The 19,131-nt window shown below is 66.3% G+C and carries 16 protein-coding genes and 1 tRNA gene; 5 read left to right on the top strand and 12 right to left on the bottom strand.

The window, feature by feature from the left end; genetic code table 11:
• The first annotated feature begins 323 nt into the window (after positions 1–323).
• On the top strand, positions 324–2,447 hold the full coding sequence (locus tag ACR42D_RS15465; protein ID WP_484567687.1) for a Tex family protein: 2,124 nt from the start codon (positions 324–326) through the stop codon (positions 2,445–2,447).
• 109 nt (positions 2,448–2,556) lie between these two features.
• On the opposite strand, the gene ACR42D_RS15460 is transcribed toward ACR42D_RS15465, so the two are convergent.
• From ACR42D_RS15460 to ACR42D_RS15445, 4 genes are all read right to left on the bottom strand, one after another.
• A tRNA-Sec gene (locus ACR42D_RS15460) sits at positions 2,557–2,650 on the bottom strand.
• A gap of 341 nt (positions 2,651–2,991) precedes the next feature.
• Positions 2,992–3,414, bottom strand: coding sequence for a hypothetical protein (locus tag ACR42D_RS15455; RefSeq protein WP_484567686.1), 423 nt, complete (start codon positions 3,412–3,414; stop codon positions 2,992–2,994).
• 10 nt (positions 3,415–3,424) lie between these two features.
• On the bottom strand, positions 3,425–3,724 hold the full coding sequence (locus ACR42D_RS15450) for a hypothetical protein (RefSeq protein WP_484567685.1): 300 nt from the start codon (positions 3,722–3,724) through the stop codon (positions 3,425–3,427).
• A complete protein-coding gene (locus ACR42D_RS15445; RefSeq protein WP_484567684.1) occupies positions 3,714–4,313 on the bottom strand; it encodes an RNA polymerase sigma factor in 600 nt (199 codons plus the stop codon). Before ACR42D_RS15445 ends, ACR42D_RS15450 begins: the two co-directional genes overlap by 11 nt.
• A gap of 422 nt (positions 4,314–4,735) precedes the next feature.
• Between ACR42D_RS15445 and ACR42D_RS15440 the strand changes: the two genes are divergently transcribed.
• The 3 genes from ACR42D_RS15440 (at position 4,736) to ACR42D_RS15430 (ending at position 9,612) form a co-directional block, all read left to right on the top strand.
• The gene (locus tag ACR42D_RS15440) at positions 4,736–5,032 is read left to right on the top strand and encodes a putative quinol monooxygenase (protein WP_484567683.1); all 297 of its coding nucleotides are present in this window, start codon (positions 4,736–4,738) and stop codon (positions 5,030–5,032) included.
• 294 nt (positions 5,033–5,326) lie between these two features.
• Positions 5,327–7,840: a plasma-membrane proton-efflux P-type ATPase gene (locus ACR42D_RS15435; RefSeq protein WP_484567682.1), complete on the top strand. Its 2,514-nt coding sequence runs from the start codon at positions 5,327–5,329 to the stop codon at positions 7,838–7,840.
• A 380-nt stretch (positions 7,841–8,220) separates the two neighbouring features.
• Positions 8,221–9,612, top strand: coding sequence for an NAD-dependent succinate-semialdehyde dehydrogenase (locus ACR42D_RS15430; RefSeq protein ID WP_484567681.1), 1,392 nt, complete (start codon positions 8,221–8,223; stop codon positions 9,610–9,612).
• Positions 9,613–9,808: 196 nt separating this feature from the next.
• Here ACR42D_RS15430 and ACR42D_RS15425 read toward each other — a convergent pair whose 3' ends face one another.
• Genes ACR42D_RS15425 through ACR42D_RS15390 form a run of 8 tightly spaced genes read right to left on the bottom strand, consistent with a single transcriptional unit; the run spans position 9,809 to position 18,429 of the window.
• Positions 9,809–11,212, bottom strand: coding sequence for an NADH-quinone oxidoreductase subunit N (locus ACR42D_RS15425; RefSeq protein ID WP_484567680.1), 1,404 nt, complete (start codon positions 11,210–11,212; stop codon positions 9,809–9,811).
• Between the two features lie 15 nt (positions 11,213–11,227).
• Positions 11,228–12,685: a complex I subunit 4 family protein gene (locus ACR42D_RS15420; RefSeq protein ID WP_484567679.1), complete on the bottom strand. Its 1,458-nt coding sequence runs from the start codon at positions 12,683–12,685 to the stop codon at positions 11,228–11,230.
• An 8-nt stretch (positions 12,686–12,693) separates the two neighbouring features.
• Positions 12,694–14,604: an NADH-quinone oxidoreductase subunit L gene (gene nuoL, locus ACR42D_RS15415; RefSeq protein ID WP_484567678.1), complete on the bottom strand. Its 1,911-nt coding sequence runs from the start codon at positions 14,602–14,604 to the stop codon at positions 12,694–12,696.
• Between the two features lie 4 nt (positions 14,605–14,608).
• Positions 14,609–14,914 (bottom strand): NADH-quinone oxidoreductase subunit NuoK, encoded by a 306-nt coding sequence (gene nuoK / locus ACR42D_RS15410; RefSeq protein ID WP_484567677.1) that lies wholly within the window; start codon positions 14,912–14,914, stop codon positions 14,609–14,611.
• Entirely contained in the window at positions 14,911–15,507 is a 597-nt protein-coding gene (locus ACR42D_RS15405; protein WP_484567676.1) for an NADH-quinone oxidoreductase subunit J family protein, read from the bottom strand. The genes nuoK and ACR42D_RS15405 overlap by 4 nt, the downstream gene beginning before the upstream one ends.
• Positions 15,504–16,064, bottom strand: coding sequence for an NADH-quinone oxidoreductase subunit NuoI (nuoI, locus tag ACR42D_RS15400; protein WP_484567675.1), 561 nt, complete (start codon positions 16,062–16,064; stop codon positions 15,504–15,506). The genes ACR42D_RS15405 and nuoI overlap by 4 nt, the downstream gene beginning before the upstream one ends.
• Entirely contained in the window at positions 16,061–17,050 is a 990-nt protein-coding gene (locus ACR42D_RS15395; protein ID WP_484567674.1) for a cytochrome d ubiquinol oxidase subunit II, read from the bottom strand. The genes nuoI and ACR42D_RS15395 overlap by 4 nt, the downstream gene beginning before the upstream one ends.
• Positions 17,047–18,429, bottom strand: a complete 1,383-nt coding sequence (locus ACR42D_RS15390) for a cytochrome ubiquinol oxidase subunit I (protein WP_484567673.1) — start codon at positions 18,427–18,429, stop codon at positions 17,047–17,049. Before ACR42D_RS15390 ends, ACR42D_RS15395 begins: the two co-directional genes overlap by 4 nt.
• Positions 18,430–18,712: 283 nt before the next feature.
• Between ACR42D_RS15390 and ACR42D_RS15385 the strand changes: the two genes are divergently transcribed.
• Positions 18,713–19,126: an NADH-quinone oxidoreductase subunit A gene (locus ACR42D_RS15385; RefSeq protein WP_484567672.1), complete on the top strand. Its 414-nt coding sequence runs from the start codon at positions 18,713–18,715 to the stop codon at positions 19,124–19,126.
• Positions 19,127–19,131 lie beyond the last annotated feature (5 nt).

Genomic DNA, 19,131 nt, shown 5'->3' with positions numbered 1-19,131 from the left:
TTGATAGCACGGGCGGAAGCGTACAGGAGCCTGTGGGAGTGCGCCTCAGATGTAGGCTATCATGCCGTTGCCGTTGATTTTTTTCTGTTCTTTGCTCGTGTCGTCACGGCTGGGATGACCATGAATTGTCCGTATTTCAAGGGCGATTTAGAAGTGGGGAAGAAAACGGCAAGGGGGTAAGGAGGTCAATGTCTGGGGAGCCCCCGTGGACGGTGGCGCCGACAAGGAGGCCGTGATAGAGAGTGCGTCGATTCGTTGGGCAAAGACCCTATCCCGGTGAAGAGATAATCACTCATGTATCTAAAAAAGACAGGAATAAAAGCTTGAATGACAAACATATCCAGCGCATCTCGCAAGAACTGACGCTCTCCGGCAAGCATGTAAAAGCCGTGGCTTCTCTCCTCGACGAAGGGGCCACGATTCCTTTCATCTCCCGCTATCGCAAGGAAGCCACCGGCAGCATGGACGAAGTGGCCGTCGGCAAAGTCCGTGACCGGCTCGCCGAGTTGGCCGAACTGGACAAGCGCCGCGACTCCATCCTTTCCTCTTTGGCCGAACGGGATATTCTCACCGATGAACTCAAAACCGCCATCGAGAACGCCAAGGATAAAACGATCCTTGAGGACATCTACCTTCCGCACCGCCCCAAACGCCAGACACGCGCGAGCATTGCCAAGGAGCGCGGCCTGGCTCCTTTGGCAAAGCTGCTTTTCAAGCAGAAGGGCGTAAATCCCGAATTGGAGGCGAAATCCTATGTCGACGCCGACAAGGGTGTCCCCGACGTCGAGACCGCCCTTGCCGGCGCACGAGACATCATCGCGGAAGACGTTAGCGAGCAATCCAGGATACGTGGGGCCCTCCGCGTCCTGTTCGTGAAGCGTGGCCGTTTCCAATCCAAGGTCATCAAGAAGATGATGGAGGAAGGGCAGAAATTCCGGGATTGGTTCGAGTGGGACGAGCCGCTTGTGCGTGTCCCGGGACATCGGGCATTGGCCATGTTCAGGGGAGAGAAGGAAAAGGTCCTCCGGCTCTCCGTGCGACCGCCGGATGATGAAGGTGTGAATCTGCTAATTCGGGAGCTGGTCCACGGTTCCGGCCCTGATGCCCATGAGGTCGAATCGGCCCTTGAAGACAGCTATAAACGACTGCTTCGTCCCTCCATTGAAAACGAGGTCCGTGCGGAAATCAAGAAGAGGGCGGATGCCGAAGCCATTGGCGTATTTGCCTCGAACTTGCGCGAATTGCTGCTCGCGGCACCCCTTGGACAGAAGCGCGTACTGGCTCTTGATCCCGGTTTCCGAACCGGTGCCAAGCTGACCGTTCTCGACGCCCAGGGCGCATTGAAGGATCATACCACGATCTACCCGACCGGCTCAAAGAAACAGCAGGCTGACGCGGCGCACATACTCCGCAATCTTTGTTCACGATATGACGTCGAAGCCATAGCCATAGGCAACGGCACGGCAGGGCGCGAGACCGAGGCCTTCGTGCGCGAGCTCGGTCTTGGTATTCCCGTCGTTTTGGTCAACGAGTCCGGTGCCTCCATCTACTCGGCCTCCGAAGTGGCCAGGCGCGAGTTCCCGGATCTTGATCTCACTGTGCGCGGCTCTGTCTCCATCGGCCGCAGGCTCATGGACCCGCTGGCCGAACTGGTCAAGATCGATCCCAAATCGATCGGGGTGGGACAGTACCAGCACGACGTGGATCAGACCGCTTTGAAAAAGGGGCTTGATGACGTTGTGGAGCGGTGCGTCAACTCGGTAGGCGTCGACCTGAACACCGCCAGCGTCGAACTGCTCACCCATGTCTCCGGCCTGGGGCCGGTGTTGGCTGAGAACATCGTGGCGTACCGGGACGAAAACGGATCGTTTTCTTCACGGCGCGAGTTGCTCAAGGTGGCTCGGCTTGGCCCCAAGGCCTTTGAGCAGGCCGCCGGATTCCTCCGCGTCAAAGGCAAAGAGATTCTCGACAGCAGCGCCGTCCACCCCGAGCGCTATGATCTGGTGAAGAAGATGGCCAAGGACGCGGGGTGCTCCGTTTCCGAACTGGTCACGAATGAGGACGCCCGGACCCGCGTGGACATCGGATCGTATGTCTCTGAAGATGTCGGCCTGCCGACCCTTCGGGATATCATGAATGAGCTTGCCAGGCCCGGTCGTGATCCTCGAGCCGAATTCAGCGTGTTTTCCTTTGCCGAAGGGGTGAACGACATCAAAGACCTTCACGAGGGCATGAAGCTGCCCGGCATCGTCACCAACGTCACCAAGTTCGGCGCCTTCGTTGATATCGGCGTCCATCAGGACGGCCTGGTGCATATCAGTCAGCTCTCGGACAGTTTTGTCCGTGATCCTTCCGACGTCGTGGCCGCAGGCAAAGAGGTGGAAGTCACTGTACTGAGCGTTGACGTTCAACGGCGGCGAATAGGCTTGAGCATGAAAAAGGGATAATCCCTTTGCTGGGCAAGTCGCGTGTTTTGCGCGCGGGCCGGCCTCGTACAGGAACCCTTGCTTCAAAAGAAAAGAGACAGTCTCCGGACTGTCTCTTTTTTGTTAACGATGGCGGAAGCGTACAGGAGTCGAACCTGCCCGTGACATCACTGCCACACATTGGTTTTGAAGACCAAGCGACACACCGGTGCCGAAACGCTTCCCCGAATTTTCGCGTAGGCACGACATCTGCGGCGTTGCTGCGGAATATGCAGACCCTTGCGTATGAAGATACGCGGCGGTCCTGCATCTTCCTTGCGCCTTGCAGCTGCCGCACCTACGCGAAAATTCGCTCTTATGCGGCAGCGTTGGCGTTTCAGGAGAGGATGGCTTGCGTCTTGGCAAACGCGGCGAGCCTCCAACCTACGCCCGGCAAGGGGCCCGGAGGCGCGCGAATTCGCGTTCTCTCCGGGGCCTACAGACAGATGCCTACTGGAATCAAACACCTATCAATTTTGCCCGGGGTGGACAAGTAGGTTCTGTTTGGGCGCGGTTTTGCACCGGTTCAGGGGAACAGGGGCGGCGGAGGCGGGGGCGGCAGGCGGAACAGGCTGAAGGGCCTCTCCCGGTTGCGCTTGATCAGATCGTCGAGCCCGGCCTGTTGGGCCTGGGTCAGGTGGCTCTTCACCCGCTCGATGCCGTCCTCGATGACGGCCCGGGCCCGGGGACGGAGCTCCGCGTGCACGGCCTCCAGGCGGTCCAGGGCGGCGACCACCTCGGCGCGTACCGCCTTGGCCGTATCGCCGTTCAGGCCCAGCTCGCGCGACAGGGTGGAGGACACCCGCTCGGCCATCTCGGCCCGGAACGTATCGCGGTCCGGGGGCGGGGCGAATTGCAGCTTGAGGTACATACCGGTTCCGGCCACGCCGGACAGGGCCCCTGCCAGGAACACCGCCATGAAGGCGGTCCAGATCTTCCAGTTCCGCATGGCCCGCTCCCTATATGCCGAGGCCGGGCGCGCCGAACTGGAGCGCCTGGCTGGACAGGACCGAAAGGATCCGGGTGGACAGGTCGTTCAGGACCCAGAAGGCGGCCAGCAGGCTGACCCCGGACACGGCCGCTGCCGCCAGGGTGAAGCGGGGGGCCAGCCGGTCCAGATCCATGGCCGTGGCGTGCAGCCGTGCCGCTTCGGCCAGGACGGCGTCGCGCCACGATCGGTCGGGCCGCCAGTCCGGGCGGGCCGCATGGATCAGGGAAAGCAATGTCTGAAATTTCTTGGGGTTGGATCTACGCTTCATGCTCCTCTCCTTGGATGCCGTAGCGCTTGAGAAAGCCTTTGAGTTTCCGTTTGGCCCGGAAGGCGCGCACCTTGACGTTGGGCACGCTGATGCCGAGCATCTCCGCCGTTTCCTTGGTCGACCGTTCCTCCAGGTAGCTGAGTGTCATGACCATCCTGTCCAGCGGCGAAAGCATGTCCAGGACGGCCGAGAGTATCTCGCCCAGTTCGCGCCGCCGTGCCAGGGTCTCGAATTCCTCGGTCGAGGCCGAGGCCAGGGCCGTGTCCATCCAGCGCTGTCCGTCCTCGCTCAATTCGCATACCGGGGCTTCCCTGCTCCGGTACGTCCTGCGCCAGTAGTCCTTGCAGCAGCGCAGGGTCACGGTGGTCAGCCAGTTGCGGAACGGCTTGACCGGACGATAGCCCGGCAGCCCCCTGTACGCCCGGATGAACGCCTCGTGCGCCACCTCGGCCACCTGGTCCGGGGGCACATGCGCGGCCACCAGCCGGGAGACATGGCTCTCGTGCCGCTTGAGAAGGAGCGCGAACGCGTCCCTGTCGCCATCGAGGATGCGCTCGATGATCTCTGCGTCGTCCAGGTGTACGGGCATTCGACCTTTTATCGTTGAGGTGCCGTCAATGTCCGCAGCATGCCTCATGCGGGGCGGGGCCGCAAGCGGGCCGCGCCCGGTATCCGTTGTGGGAGCCGCGCTCGGCGCGGCCCCCGGGGGATCGATCCTCTGCCAGGGTGGGGCGGGAGACGGTGCCCGTGCCGTTGGAGTTGCCGGATCGAAAGGATGGGGCCTCCGGCCGGGGGAGGGAGCGCCGCAACCGGTGCCGGTCCGCCCGGAAACCCGTGGGCTGAAAACGCGCCGCCCACAGTGGTAACATCGCCGCGCGGACGTGTCCGGTTACACGATTCTTTGCACATCGCGAAAACGGCCCGTTCGCCGGTTGCCCGGCCGCCCGGCGTGGGCTACCCTGGCCCGGCCCGCCGGGGGAGCGCTCCGGCGTAATCATAAGGAGTGAAAACATGGCGAAGACCTATGTGACGGCCGTGATCATGGCCAAGGATGGCTGCGAGGCGGCCCTGGAAAAGGAACTGCGCAAGGTGATGCCCGAGGTCCGCGCCGAGGCGGGCTGCCTGCGCTACGACCTGCACCGCTCGGGCTACGGCAATACCTTCCTGTTTTACGAGATATGGGAAAGCCCGGCCCACCTGGAGGCCCACAGCCGCGCCCCGCACATGGCCGCCATGCGCGAGGCCACGGCCGGCCTGCAGTCCGGCCCTACCGAGGTCAACCTCTGGGAGGAGGTCGACGCGGCCTGATTCGGGGCGGCGTCTTTGCCCTGAAATCGCGACGATTGGGTGACGACTCGCGGCCCTGTTCCCCGGCCCGCGCCGATCCCCCGTGAAATGAGCCCCTTGCCCGCCGAGCCGCGTGAGCGGGGCTGCCCCTGTCCAAAACGGGGCGGGTGTGGTATGTTGGCAGGTATCGTTATCGCTGCCTGCTTGCCGGAGCCGGGCAGACGAGGACCCGCCGCCATGTCGCGGCGGATGAGCCCGGACCGGCCGACAGCACAATACGCCCCTGTGCGGGCGTTTCGTCGCGGGGAACATACCATGGCCACACAGAATGCGAACACGGACACCAGGGAACAGGATTACCGCAGCCCCGAAGAGGTCTTCAAGGACCTGGACAGCTCGGCCCGGGGGCTGAGCGGCGAAGAGGCCGCCAAACGGCTAAACAAGTACGGGCCCAACGCCCTTGAGGAGCACCGGGTCAGCCCGCTGATGAAGTTTCTCGGCTATTTCTGGGGGCCGATCCCCTGGATGATCGAGGTGGCCGCCGTGCTCTCCCTGGCCGTGCGCCACTGGGCGGACTTCTTCATCATTCTGGCCCTGCTCATTTTCAACGCGGTGGTCGGGTTCTGGCAGGAATACCAGGCGGGCAACGCCGTGGACGCGCTCAAGAGCAAGCTGGCCCTCAAGGGCCGGGTGCTGCGCGACGGCGAGTGGCGCAGCGTCGAGGCCCGCGACCTGGTGCCCGGCGACGTCATCCGGTTGCGCATGGGCGACATCATCCCGGCCGACTGCCGGTTGATCGACGGCGACTACCTCAGCGTGGACCAGTCCGCCCTGACCGGCGAGTCCCTGCCCGTGCAGAAGGGCGTGGGCAACCTGGCCTATTCCGGGGCCGTGGCCAGGCAGGGCGAAATGGAGGCCGTGGTCACGGCCACGGGCGGGGAGACCTTCTTCGGCAAGACCGCCCGGCTGGTGTCCGACGCCAAGGCCGTGTCCCACTTCCAGAAGGCGGTCATCAAGATCGGCGACTACCTGATATTCCTCAGCCTGGCCCTGGTGGCCGTGCTCATCGTGGTCCAGCTTTTCCGGGGCACCCCGTTCCTGGAGCTGGTCCAGTTCGCCCTGATCCTGACCGTGGCCTCCATACCTGTGGCCATGCCCGCCGTGCTCTCGGTGACCATGGCCGTGGGCGCGCTGGCCCTGTCCAAGCACAAGGCTATCGTCTCGCGCCTGGAATCCATCGAGGAGATGGCGGGCATGGACATCCTCTGCTCGGACAAGACCGGCACCCTGACTCAGAACAAGCTCAAGCTCGGCGACCCCGTGGTCTTCGAGGCCACGGACGCGGCCGACCTCATCCTGGCCGGGAGCCTGGCCTCCAAGGCCGAGAACGAGGACGCCATCGACATCGCCGTCATGGAAGGCCTCGCGGACAAGTCCGTCCTGGCGACGTACACCCAGGAGAAGTTCGTGCCCTTCGACCCGGTGGGCAAGCGCACCGAGGCCTCGGTCAAGTCGCCCGACGGCGCGGATTTCAAGGTCAGCAAGGGCGCGTTGCAGGTCATCCTGGACCTGGCCGGGGTGGGCGACGACGTTCGCGACAAGGCCGAGGAGGCCTCCCACGGCTTCGCGGTCAAGGGATACCGGACCATCGGCGTGGCCCGCAGCGAGAATGGCGGCGGGTGGCGTTTCCTGGGCATCCTGCCCCTGTTCGACCCGCCGCGCGAGGACTCCAAGGAGACCATCGAGCAGGCCGGGAAGCACGGCATCGAGGTCAAGATGGTCACCGGCGACAACCTGGCCATCGCCAAGGAGATTTCCGGCCAGCTCGACCTCGGGCAGAACATCTCCGTGGCCGGGAAGTGGCTCGATGCGGACGGCCAGGAGGGCGAGGCGGCCGGCGAGGTGGAGCGGTCCGACGGCTTCGCCCAGGTCTTCCCCGAGCACAAGTTCAACATCGTCAAGCTGTTGCAGTCGCGCAACCACATCGTGGGCATGACCGGCGACGGGGTCAACGACGCCCCGGCCCTGAAGCAGGCGGACATGGGCATCGCGGTGAGCGGGGCCACGGACGCGGCGCGCATGGCCGCCGACCTGGTCCTGACCGCGCCGGGCATCTCGGTGATCATCAACGCGGTGGAGGAGGCCCGGCGCATCTTCGAGCGCATGGACAGCTACGCCATCTACCGCATCACCGAGACCATCCGGATCATGATCTTCGTGGTCCTGGCCATGATCGCCTTCAATTTCTACCCGATCACGGCCATCATGATCATCCTGCTGGCCTTCCTCAACGACGTGCCGATCATCACCATCGCCTACGACCGCACCTGGCTGGACCCCAATCCGGTGCGCTGGAACATGCACCGGGTCCTGTCGGTCTCCCTGGCCATGGGGCTGACCGGGGTGCTCGGCAGTTTTCTGATGCTCTATCTTGGGCTGACCTGGCTGCACCTGACCATCGCCGAGGTCCAGACCTACATCTTCCTGAAGATGGCCGTTTCCGGCCACCTGACCCTGTTCGTGTCGCGCAGCCGGGGGTACTTCTGGAAGCCGCCGTACCCCGCGCCGGTCATGATCTGGTCCGCCGTGGGCACCAAGCTCCTGGGCACCCTGCTGGCCGCCTACGGGTTCGGACTCATCGCGCCCATCGACTGGGCGGCCATCGGCCTGGTCTGGGGGTATTCGCTGGTCTGGGCGTTTTTGACCGACTTCGTCAAGATGACCATCTACCGGCATATGGGCGAGGGCTCGTCCCACAACCGGGCCTTCCTGTGCCGGGTGCGGGAATCCCTGCATGTCCGGTCCTGCCCGGGCGGGCGAGGGCGCTGAGGGGACCATCCTGGTCCGGCCCGGCCAGGGGGCGCGCCATGTCGCGCCCCCTGGCCGGGGAGCGGAAAAGTTGTCGAAAATTTACAGATTCCTTATTGACAATAGTTATTAAAATGTTATTAATACCCCAAGTTGATTGTATCTTTTACTAGCGACTACATACCTGAAGCCGAATGCATCGATCCCCGGGCATCGGTTGGAATCCGACTCAAGCATTGTAGTTTACCCGCTCCGGGCCGTGCGCCCGGACAGCATGCAAGGCGGCATGCGCGACGGGATTTGACTTCGCGAAACGGTTCGTCTGCGGCCCGTTTCGTACAACCACGACATCCCGAGGCATGTTGCCGATACCGGGCGCCATGCGCCCAAGGAGTTCCACTATGAGTTACGCCACCATCAATCCGTATTCCGGCGAGACCGTCGCCACCTTCCCCTTTGCCACCGACGACGAGGTCCGCAAGGCCCTGGACAACGCGCAGGCCGCCTTTGAAACCTGGAGGGAGACCTCCTTTGCAGAGCGGGCGGCGGTCATGCGCAAGGCCGCCGAGATCCTGCGCAGGGACAAGTCCGAGTACGCCCGACTCCTGACGCTCGAGATGGGCAAGGTCACGGCCGAGGCCGAAGCCGAGGTGGACCTGTCCGCCGACATCTTCGACTATTACGCCAAGCACGCCGAGGCCCAGCTGGCCCCGCGCAAGCTGGACGTGGACCCGGCCACCAAGGGCGAGTACAAGCTTCTGGCCGAGCCCCTGGGCGTGCTGCTGGCCATCGAGCCCTGGAACTTCCCGTACTACCAGGTGGCCCGGATCATCGCGCCGCAGCTATCCGCGGGCAACACCCTGCTGCTCAAGCACGCCTCCATCGTGCCCCAGTCCGCGGCGGCCACGGAAAAGCTGATGCTCGAGGCCGGTCTGCCCGCCGGGGCGTTCACCAACCTCTACGCCACCCGCGACCAGCTGGAGCTGATCATCAACGACGACCGCGTGCGCGGCGTGGCCCTGACCGGCTCCGAGAAGGCGGGCCAGGTGGTCGCCACCCAGGCGTCCAAGGCGCTGAAGAAGTCCACCCTGGAGCTGGGCGGCAACGACGCCTTCGTGGTCCTGGCCGACGCGGACCTGGACAAGACGGTCAAGTGGGGCGTGTTCGGCCGCCACTGGAACGGCGGCCAGGTGTGCTGCTCGTCCAAGCGGATGATCATCGTGGACGAGCTGTACGACCGCTACCGCGAGAAGTACGTCAAGGGCGTCGAGGGCCTCAAGGCCGGTGATCCCTTCGATTCCGAGACCACCCTGGCCCCGCTGTCCTCCCAGGAGGCCGCCGACCAGCTCAAGGAGAAGATCGCCGAGGCCGTGAAGCACGGCGCAACGGCCACCGAGGTCGGCCCCAAGGTCCCGGAGACGGGCGCGTTCGTGCAGCCGACCATCCTGGAGAACGTGGGGCTGGACAACCCGGCCCGCTACTGGGAGTTCTTCGGCCCGGTGTCCATGCTCTTCCGGGCCAAGGACGAGGAAGACGCCGTGGCCATCGCCAACGACACCCCGTTCGGCCTGGGCGGCTCGGTCTTCACCTCGGATCTGAAGCACGGCGAGGAGGTGGCCCGCAAGATCTCCACCGGCATGGTCTTCGTCAACCACCCGACCATGGTCAAGGCGGACATCCCCTTCGGCGGCATCCGCAATTCCGGCTTCGGCCGCGAACTGCTCGACCTGGGCATCAAGGAGTTCGTCAACCACAAGGTGGTCGGCGTGGCCGACATTGACGGCGATTTCTAGCCGATTCCCATCAAATACAAGAAGGGCGGCCCCATTCAGGGGCCGCCCTTTTTTATTGAAGATTATTTCACTCCGCGAAGCCGAATACTCCGCGCCGCAGGCGCAAAAGAGGGATGCAAGGGTGCGAACCCTTGCCCGCCGGAGGCGAAATCATCCGTCCATCGCCGCGAAGCGGCCATCAAAACCTGATTTGACCCTAAGGAATCAACTGCAGAATAGGCGAAGGCGCAATCCCCAGCCCGACGAGGGCGAGCAGGACCAGGAAGATGGCCACGCCGCCCGCCACGGAGAGCCGTTCGGGAATCGACGGCGCGCCGCCCTCGCGCAGGTAGAGGGCGACCAGGGGCCGCAGGTAGTAGAACACGGACAGGGCCGCGCCCAGGATGCCGATGACGCCCAGCCAGTTGTAGCCGCCCATGATGGTCGCCCGGAAGAGCAGCAGCTTGCCGGTGAACCCGGCGGTGGGCGGCAGCCCGGCCAGTGCGGCCAGCCCGGCGGCGAGCAGTCCGGCGGCCCAGGGGCGGGATCGGCCCAGGCCGCGCAGGGAAGCCAGGGTGTCGATGGGCTTGGTCCCGTCGTCCAGCAGGGAGAGCCCGCCGAACGCGGCCAGGTCCATGACGGCCAGGGCGGCGGCGTAGAACATGACCGGGCCCGGCCCGGCCTGGTTGACGCAGAGCACGCCCATGAGCAGGTAGCCCATGTGCGCGGCGGACGAGAAACCGAGCATCCGCTTGAGGCTGTCCTGGGCCAGGGCGGCCAGGTTGGCGGCCAGCATGGTCAGGGCGGCCAATCCCCAGAGAACCGGGATGGTGGCGGGCCACAGGTCCGGGCCGAGGCCCAGGACGATGCGCAACAGCGCGCCGCCCACGGCGGCCTTGACCATGGAGGTCAGCAGGGCGGCCACCGAGGCCGGGGCCCCGCGATAGACGTCCGGGGCCCAGAGATGGAACGGGGCGAGCGACAGCTTGAAGGCCACCCCGGCCAGGACCATGGCCAGGCCGACGAGCACGGTGCCGCCGCCTTCCGGTCCGCGCAGGCTGGTCGCGATGTCCAGGCTGCCCGAGCCCGCGTAGATGAGGCCGGTGCCGAAGAGCAGTATCCCGCTGGCCGTGGCCCCCATGACGAAATATTTGACCGAGGCCTCGGTGCCGCCGCTGTCCTTGCGCAGGCCGATGAGGATGTACAGGGGCAGGGAGAGCAGCTCCAGGCCGAGGAAGAAGGCCAGCCAGTTTTGCCCGCCCGCCAGGATGATCCCGCCGAGCAAGGCGGTCAGGAACAGGGCGTAGAGCTCGTCGTCGTGCTTGTGTCCCTTGCGCTTGAGCTCGCCACCGTAGAAGAGCAGCACGCCCGCGCCCAGGGCGCAGACCAGAGGCAGGAAATAGGCGCTCAGCATGTCCGTGGCCAGGAACGGCTTGAGGGCGGGGAGGTGCGGGGCCTCCGAGGGGTATGCGGCCAGGGCCAGGGCTCCGGCCGCCAGCGTGGCGGACAGGGTCACGCCGTACAGGCCGACCGGGCGCTTGAACAGGGTGCCCAGGATAAAGCAGAGCAGGATGCCCAGGGTGAGCAGCAGGTGCGGTGCGAAGAGGAGGATATCGTGCATGGTCGCCGCCTTTGCCTAGATCGGCCTGGTTGTGGCCAGGAGGTTGAGCGGTTCGCGGATCAGGTCGAGCAGCGGGCCGGGGTGCATGCCGATGAGCAGCACGGCCAGGGCGAAGACCGACAGGATCAGGATTTCCCGGCCGTTCAGGTCCACGGCCTCGGCGGATTCGGCCAGCGGGCCGGGGCGGCCGAGGATGGTGCCGCGCAGCAGGCGCAGGATGTAGGCCAGGCCGACCACGATGCCGAAAAAGGCCAGGGACGCGCCCACCGGGTAGACCTTGAAGGAGCCGAGCATGATCATCAGCTCGCCCACGAAATTGGACAGGCCGGGCAGCCCGGCCGAGGCCACGGCGAAGAAAAGCATGAACGCGCCGTAGACCGGCATCTTTCCCCACAGTCCGCCGAAATCGGACAGCCGCCGCGAATGGAACCGCTCGGCCAGCATGCCGACCATGACGAACAGCGCGCCCGTGGTCAGGGCGTGGCTGACCATCATGACCACCGCGCCGGACAGGCCGGTGCGGTCATGGGCGAACAGGGCGAAGGTCAGCAGCCCCATGTGGGCCACGCTGGAATAGGCCACCAGCCGCTTGGCGTCCTGCTGGGCCATGGCGGTCCAGGAGGCGTAGAACAATCCGGCCAGCCCGAGCCCGGCCAGCCACGGGGCGGCGTCCGCCACGGCCTGGGGGAACAGGGGGATGGCCCAGCGCAGCATGGCGTAGGCCCCGGTCTTGAGCAGGACTCCGGCCAGGAGCAGGCTGCCCGCCGTGGGAGCCTGGGTGTGGGCGTCCGGCAGCCAGATGTGCACCGGCAGCAGCGGGGTCTTGACCGCGAAGGCCAGGATGAAGGCGGCCGCGCACCATGCCTGCATGGGGCCGGTCACCGGCGAACCGGCCAGGGCGGCCAGGGACGGGGCCTGGCCGGTCAGCATGAGCCAGACCACGGCCAGGAGCATGGGCAGCCCGCCGACCATGCTGAAGACAAAGAATTTGAGCGCCGCGTAGCGCCGCCGCTCGTGCCCGAACCGCCCGATGAGGAAGAACATGGGGATGAGCTGCGCCTCCCAGAAGAGATAGAAGAGCAGCAGGTCGCGGGCCAGGAACACGCCGATGGCCGCGCTCAGGGCGGCCTGCAACAGGCAGTGGAACACGGCCACGCCCTCGCGGATTTCGCGCCAGGAGGTCAGGATGCCGAGCACCCCGAGCAGGGCCGTGAGCAGGACCAGGACATAGCTCAGCCCGTCCATGGTCAGGGCGTACTGCACGCCCAGCATGGGTATCCAGTCGAACCGCTCGACCAGTTGGCGGCCGTCGAGGACCTGGGGCAGCAGGATCAGGGCCAGGGTTAGCTCGGCCAGGGCGGCGACCAGGCAGATGAACCGCGCCTGGGCCGGTTGGCGGTGAAAGAACAGCCCGGCCAGCCCGCCGAGAAGCGGGAGCAGGATGAGTGCGGTGAGCAGCGGGAAATCGTGCATGACAGGCCTCACCGAATCCCTATGGCGGCCATGACCACGAGCATGGCGACCACGCCCAGCAACAGCCAGAGCAGATAGTTGGAGAGACGCTCCGCGCCCCACTTGGAAAGCCGTCCGCCCGCACGCAGGGCCAGCCCCCCGAGGCCGAGGGCCGCGCCGTCCACCAGCCGGTCCTCTACATTCTGCCAGACCCGCGAGGCCGCCCGGACGTAGGGCCGGGCCACCCCGTTCATGTACAGGGCGTCCAGGTCCCAGCCGTTGAGCAGGAACCGGGGCAGGCCATGGTTCGGGGCCGGGGCGCGGCGCCCGCGCCAGGGGCCGTACAGGTACAGGGCCATGATGAGCCCGAACACGGCCAGTCCGGCGTCCAGCCCCTCGGCCAGGGTGCCGGTCCACTCGGCCCCGTGGGGTGCGGCCGGGACGAGCCCGGTCAGATGGTCGAGCCACTGGGCGGGCGCGCCGAGAAGGTGGGCGAAGTGCGCGGGCAGGTCCAGGAGCCCGGCGACCACGGCCAGCAGGGCCAGGGGCCAGAGCACGTGGAGCATGGCGGCGGGCGTCTTTTCCGTGCCGGTCTCCGGGGGCAGGGACGGACGTCCGGTAAAGGCCAGCAGGAAGACGCGGAAGCTGTACACGGCGGTGAGCAGGGCCGTGACCGTGCCCGCCGCCCAGACGAAAATCCATATGGCCTGGCCGGTCTGGGCCATGTTCAGTCCGTTTTCCAGGATGCGGCCCTTGCTGAAGAACCCGGCGAACGGCGGCAGCCCGGCCAGTGCCGCCGCCCCGCAGAAGAAGGCCGGGGCCGCGCCGGGCACCAGCCCGCGTACCCGCGCGCCCATGCGGAAGATGTCGTGCTCCTCGTCCAGGGCCTGGATGACGATACCCGCGACCATGAACAGCAGGGACTTGAAAAAGGCGTGCACCAGCAGGTGGAAGAAGCTGCCCGACGGGTCGCCCGCGCCCACGCCCAGGAACATGTAGCCCACCTGGCTGATGGTCGACCAGGCCAGGACGCGCTTGATGTCGTGTTGGACCAGGGCCGAGCAGGCGGCGAAAAAGGCGGTCAGCGCGCCGACCACGGCCACGGCCTGGAGGGCCACGGCGTCGGCGTGGAGCAGCACCGGGAAGGTGCGGATGAGCAGGTAGACGCCCGCCGTGACCATGGTGGCCGCGTGGATCAGGGCCGACACCGGAGACGGACCGGCCATGGCGTCGGGCAGCCAGACCAGCAGCGGCAGCTGGGCGGACTTGCCCGTGGCCGCCGTGAGCAGGAGCAGCCCTACCAGGGTCAGGGTGCCTGCGGCCATGATGGGCGCGTTGCTCGACAGGTGCTGGATACTCAGGTCGCCGGTGGCGTTGAAGAGCACGGCCAGCGCGCCCAGGAAGGCCACGTCGCCGATGCGCGTGACCAGGAAGGCCTTGTTGCCCGCGAGCACGTTCTTGGGTTCGCGGTACCAGAAGCCGATGAGCGAGAAGGAGCAGAAGCCCACGCCCTCCCAGCCCATGAACAGGAAGACCAGGTCGTCGGCCATGGCGATGGACTGCATGAAGAAGACGAACAGGTTGAGGTAGCAGAAGTAGCGCACCCAGCCGTCGTCGTCGCGCATGAAGAACAGGGAGTGGACGTGGATGATCAGGGAGACGAAGGCGACCATGGTGGTCATCGCCGCGCACAGCGGATTGTACAGCAGGGTCGCGGCCACGCGCAGTCCGCCCGCCTCGAACCAGTCGAAGAGATGGACGACCAGCTCACGCCCGTGTTCAAGCTGCGCCCAGCTCGCGGTCGCGCCCGCCAGGGACGCGCTCACGGCCAGGCAGGCGAGCAGGCCCGACGCCATGCGCGGCAGGGCGCGCCCGGCCAGGGCCAGGATCAGGGCGCCCGCCAGGGGGGCGAAAAGGGTCAGGCAGAGTGTCGCGGTCATGCCGTCAGTCCTTGAGGGTTTTCAGCGAGTCGGGGTTGAGGCTCCGGGTCCTGCGCCAGACGCGGAAGACCAGGGTCAGGCCCACCGCGATCTCGGCGGCGGCCACGCCCATGATGAACAGGACCATGCCCTGGCCCGCGATGTCCCACCAGCGCAGGGCGGCAGCCACGAAGACCACGCCCGCCGCGTTGAGCATGACCTCCACGCCGAGCAGGATCATGATCAGATTGCGCCGGGCGACCACGGTTATCAGGCCGACGAAAAACAGGGCCGAGGCAAAGAGCAGGACGTGTTCGAGCGGCACGATCATCGGTCGTCCTCCGGGTTCACGGCGCAGGGCGGCTGGTCCAGGTCCAGGCTCCCGCCGATCTTTTCGGGCCGGTCCGAGCGCACCAGGGGCAGGCCGAGGTAGCGGGCTCCGGCCAGGGCCGCGAAGAGCAGCAGGGAGACGACCTCCACCGCGGGCCAGGCGTTGCCGAAGACCCAGGCCCCGAGCGCCCGGGGCGTGACGCGCCCGGCGGTCAGCGGGGTGGTGTTGGCCGGGTCGAAGGAGATCAGGGCCATGCAGGCGACGATCCCGGCCAGACCCCAGACGGCGGGCCAGAACATGCGGGCGAACAGCCTGCGCCGGACCATGGCCCGGACCTCTTTTGGCTCGTTGGGCTCCTGGGCCATGAGCATGATGGCGAACAGGAAGAGGACCATGATCGCCCCGGCGTAGATGATCACCTCGAAACCGGCCAGCAGGGGCGCGCCGAGCAACAGGAAGATCAGGGCCGTGCCGAGCAGTGATCCGACCATCCAGACCACGGCGTGGACCAGCACCCGGCGGGTCACGGCCACCAGGGTGCAGACCAGGGTCACGGCGGCCAGGGCGTAAAAGAGGACGGCGTACAGGGTCATGGCAGGTTGCTCTTGTAGTTGACGGGCGGCTCTTCGCCCTCGTGCTCCTCGCGGGGGAACTTCTCCTCCACGCCCGCGTGGCGGTAGAAATCGTACTCGTTGTCCTTGCCGCCGTGGTCCACCAGCAGGTCCTCCTTCTCGGCCACCAGCTTGAGCGTGGCGTCGGTGGCGAATTCGTAGGCCGGGGTGAGCTGAATGGCCAGTGTGGGGCAGGCCTCCTCGCACAGGCCGCAGTAGATGCAGCGGGCGAAATTGATGCGGAACCATGAGGCGTACCGGCGGCCGTCATCGCGGGTGGCCGCCTGCATGGAGATGCAGCTGACCGGGCAGGCGGCCGAGCAGAGGTAGCAGGCCACGCAGCGCTCGTCCCCGTCCGGGGAGCGGGTCAGGATGATGTGTCCGCGCGAGCGCGGCGGCGGGGTGCGCTTCTCCTCCGGGTACTGCACGGTGATGGGCTTGGTGAACATGGCCTTGAAGGTCTCGCCGTACCCCTGGAGCAGCCCCTTGGCGCCCCGGCCCACGCCCTTGAGGATGTCGATCAACCGGTCGCGGGTCATGGCCGTTCCTCCCCTGCCGGGTTCGCCGGGGCCTGGCGTCCCGGATGGGCGCGCGGCCGCTCCAGGCGGTATTGGAAAATCTGGAAGGCCAGCAGCGGCGGCAGCAGCACGGCTGTGGACACGGTCAGGAACCACAGCTCCCCGCCGTCCCCGGCCGGGCTTGCCGCAACCCACGCGCCGCGCGCCACGGCCGCGCAGGCCGCCAGCGCCAGTCCGACGAGGGCCAGCCCCCAGGGCAGCGGGGGCCCCTGCCAGCCGGGGCGCAGGCTGGCGTACAGCACGGCCAGATCGGCCAGTGCGGTGATGGTTATGGGGATGAGATACGGCCACGGCAGGCGGTCCAGCCCTTCGGCCAGCTGGCCGCAGAGCAGCCCGCCGGTCAGGACCGCGCCCAGGCCGCCCACCAGGGTGAGCGCGCCGTAGAGATGCAGGTCGATGTCGTTGCCCCGCGCCCGCTTGAGCCAGCCCAGCCGCCACGACCCTCCCATGAGCAGACCGCAGCAGAACATGAAGAGCAGGGCCGGGAAGAACACGGGCCGGACCAAGGCCCCCAGCCCGTAGAGGACGGTCGCCTCGGATTGGCCCAGGAAGACCGCGCCGAGCAACAGCCCCTCGGCGAGCATGACGGCGACCGCGCCCCAGCCCGCCAGCCTGCGCCACGGCTCGGGGTTGGCCGCGTGGTGGCGGTACTCCAGCCCCAGCGCGCGCAGGGCCAGGGCGATGAGCAACAGTATGACCAGGCCGTACAGCCGGGTCAGGACCTCGCCGTACACGTCGGGGAAGGCCCCGAAGAGCATGGCCCCGAGGACCACCAGCCAGGTCTGGTTGGCGTGCCAGACCGAGTCGATGGAGCCGAGCATGGTCTCCACCCGGTCACGGGGCGCGAACAGGGAGAGCAGGCAGACGCCCAGGTCGATGCTCCCCAGCCCCAGGTGGAGGAAGAGCACCCCGCCCAGCAGCAGGAACCACCAGTCGTGCAGGCTCATGGCCGCCTCCCTATATCGCAGCGGTCGGGCGGCACGTCGCGGCCCGGCCCCTCTTTGAGCAGCCGTCGGCTGAAGGCGATGAACAGCCAGGTCAACCCCACGGCGGCCACCAGGAACATGGACAGGGAGAGGCCAACGGCACGGGCGGTGAGCGGCGAGGCCGTGTCGGCCGTGCGCAGCATGCCTTGGAGGATCCAGGGCTGCCTGCCCACCTCGCGCATGATCCAGCCGGTCCAGACCGAAATCATGGAAAAAGGGGCCAGCCAGACGAAAAAGGTCAGCAGCCTGCGTTGGGCCCCGGCCCGTTCCGGGGTGAGCCGTCCCTTGCGCCATGCCCGGGCGCCGAGCAGCCCGGCCAGGATCATCAGCGTGCCGGTGAAGACCATGACCCGGAAGGAGTAGAAGATGAGCACGATGGGCGGCCGCTCGTCGCGCGGGATGTCCTTGAGCCCGACGACCCGGCCATAGGGGTCGTGGGTGGCCAGCAGGCTGAGCACGTAGGGAATGCGGAATTCCACGACGTTGCGCTCGTTCTCCGCGCCGGGCCAGGCGAATATGGACCAGGCCGCGCCTTCGCCCGGGCCGTTGGTGTTCCAGAACGCTTCTGTGGCGGCCAGCTTGGCGGGCTGGTGTCTGGCGACGCTCTGCCCGGACAGGTCGCCGGTGCCCGCCTGGAGCAGGGCCAGCAGGAGCCCGGCGGCCACCGCGAACTTGAAGACGCGCAGGTAGAAGGCCGTGTGCCGGGCGCGCAGCAGGTGCCAGGCCGCGACCCCGCCGAGGATGAAGGCCGTGGCCGTCAGGCAGGCCAGGAGCATGTGCGGGAACGAGACGAATAGATCGGGGTTCAGGATGGCCCGCACCCGGTCCGTGATCGTGAACACGCCGCTTTCCATGTGCCCGCCGCGCGGGGTCTGCATCCAGGAGTTGGCGACCATGATCCAGAAGGCGGACAGGACCGACCCGAGGGTGACCATGGCCGTGGTGAACAGGTGCAGCCGGGGCGACAGCCGGTTCCATCCGGCGACCATCAGGTAGAGGAATATGGATTCCAGGAGAAAGCCGGACATGGCCTCGACGGACAGGATCTGGCCCAGGAAGTGGCCGGTGGCGGCCGAGAAGCCGGACCAGTTGGTGCCGAACTGGAACTCCAGGGGGATGCCGCTGATCACGCCCATGGCGAACGCCAGCAGGAAGAACCGGCTCCAGAACCGGGCCTGCTGGTACCAGTGGGCCTTGCCGGTGCGCACCCAGGCCAGTTCGGCCATGAGGATGAACACCGACAGGCCGATGGTCAGCACCGGCCAGATGATGTGGAACATGGTGGTCAGAGCGAACTGGACCCTGGAGAGGAATATGTAGTCGGTCAACGTGTGTACCATGTCTCGCTGCTCGATTCGGCCGTTGCGGCGCGGGCGGGAGGCCTGCCGGAACCGCCCTGCAGTGTCCCTCAAAAACCTCGAAGAGGCAACCGGTCCGTGAAAATTGTCAGCAACATGAGCACATAGATAAATGTTCTTTGAGGATTTTGCCAACAGTAACTTGTTTTAAGTGGCCGAAGCTATTAAACAGGAGAGGTCGGGCATCGTTCATCGGACCCGCAAACGCCGGGCCCCGGGGCCCGCAATGGCCGATCGGCCGTTGACCGAAAAGGAATCGAAACGCATGCCAACGTCACCGGAATACATGTCCACCGGGTTCAACGCCTGGGCCCCGAGCGTCTTCTCCCTGATCGTCTTCGCCCTGCTGGCGGCCGGTCTGGTGGCGGCGCTGCTGACCCTGTCCGTGGTCCTGACCCGCAGGCGCGAGGAAGGGGAGAAGGGCCGTCCGTACGAGTGCGGCATCATCCCCTCGGGGTCGGCCCGGCCGAGCTATCCGGCCCCGTTCTGGCTGGTGGCGGTCTTCTTCCTGCTCTTCGATGTGGAGGCCGTGTACGTGGTCTCCTGGGCCGTGTCCTTCACCCGCCTGACCTGGGCCGCCTGGAGCCAGATAACCTTTTTCATCGGCGTGCTGCTGCTCGGTCTGTTCTGGGTCTGGCGCAAGGGGGGCCTCGAATGGGGCATGACGCGCAAGCGCTAGACAAG

The sequence above is a fragment of the Pseudodesulfovibrio sp. lm2024 genome (assembly GCF_051175575.1).
In the GTDB taxonomy this organism is placed as follows: Bacteria; Desulfobacterota; Desulfovibrionia; order Desulfovibrionales; family Desulfovibrionaceae; genus Pseudodesulfovibrio; species Pseudodesulfovibrio caledoniensis.
Note: the sequence above shows the minus strand (reverse complement) of the source record. Positions and strands in the feature narration are given on the sequence as shown.

Coding starts and splice junctions, on each gene's coding strand:
- nuoL (WP_484567678.1), bottom strand. CDS start 14,604: ATGACCGCGACACTCTGCCTGACCCTTTTCGCCCCCCTGGCGGGCGCC.
- ACR42D_RS15440 (WP_484567683.1), top strand. CDS start 4,736: ATGGCGAAGACCTATGTGACGGCCGTGATCATGGCCAAGGATGGCTGC.
- nuoK (WP_484567677.1), bottom strand. CDS start 14,914: ATGATCGTGCCGCTCGAACACGTCCTGCTCTTTGCCTCGGCCCTGTTT.
- ACR42D_RS15420 (WP_484567679.1), bottom strand. CDS start 12,685: ATGCACGATTTCCCGCTGCTCACCGCACTCATCCTGCTCCCGCTTCTC.
- ACR42D_RS15455 (WP_484567686.1), bottom strand. CDS start 3,414: ATGCGGAACTGGAAGATCTGGACCGCCTTCATGGCGGTGTTCCTGGCA.
- nuoI (WP_484567675.1), bottom strand. CDS start 16,064: ATGACCCGCGACCGGTTGATCGACATCCTCAAGGGCGTGGGCCGGGGC.
- ACR42D_RS15395 (WP_484567674.1), bottom strand. CDS start 17,050: ATGAGCCTGCACGACTGGTGGTTCCTGCTGCTGGGCGGGGTGCTCTTC.
- ACR42D_RS15385 (WP_484567672.1), top strand. CDS start 18,713: ATGCCAACGTCACCGGAATACATGTCCACCGGGTTCAACGCCTGGGCC.
- ACR42D_RS15430 (WP_484567681.1), top strand. CDS start 8,221: ATGAGTTACGCCACCATCAATCCGTATTCCGGCGAGACCGTCGCCACC.
- ACR42D_RS15390 (WP_484567673.1), bottom strand. CDS start 18,429: ATGGTACACACGTTGACCGACTACATATTCCTCTCCAGGGTCCAGTTC.
- ACR42D_RS15445 (WP_484567684.1), bottom strand. CDS start 4,313: ATGCCCGTACACCTGGACGACGCAGAGATCATCGAGCGCATCCTCGAT.
- ACR42D_RS15405 (WP_484567676.1), bottom strand. CDS start 15,507: ATGACCCTGTACGCCGTCCTCTTTTACGCCCTGGCCGCCGTGACCCTG.
- ACR42D_RS15450 (WP_484567685.1), bottom strand. CDS start 3,724: ATGAAGCGTAGATCCAACCCCAAGAAATTTCAGACATTGCTTTCCCTG.
- ACR42D_RS15435 (WP_484567682.1), top strand. CDS start 5,327: ATGGCCACACAGAATGCGAACACGGACACCAGGGAACAGGATTACCGC.
- ACR42D_RS15425 (WP_484567680.1), bottom strand. CDS start 11,212: ATGCACGATATCCTCCTCTTCGCACCGCACCTGCTGCTCACCCTGGGC.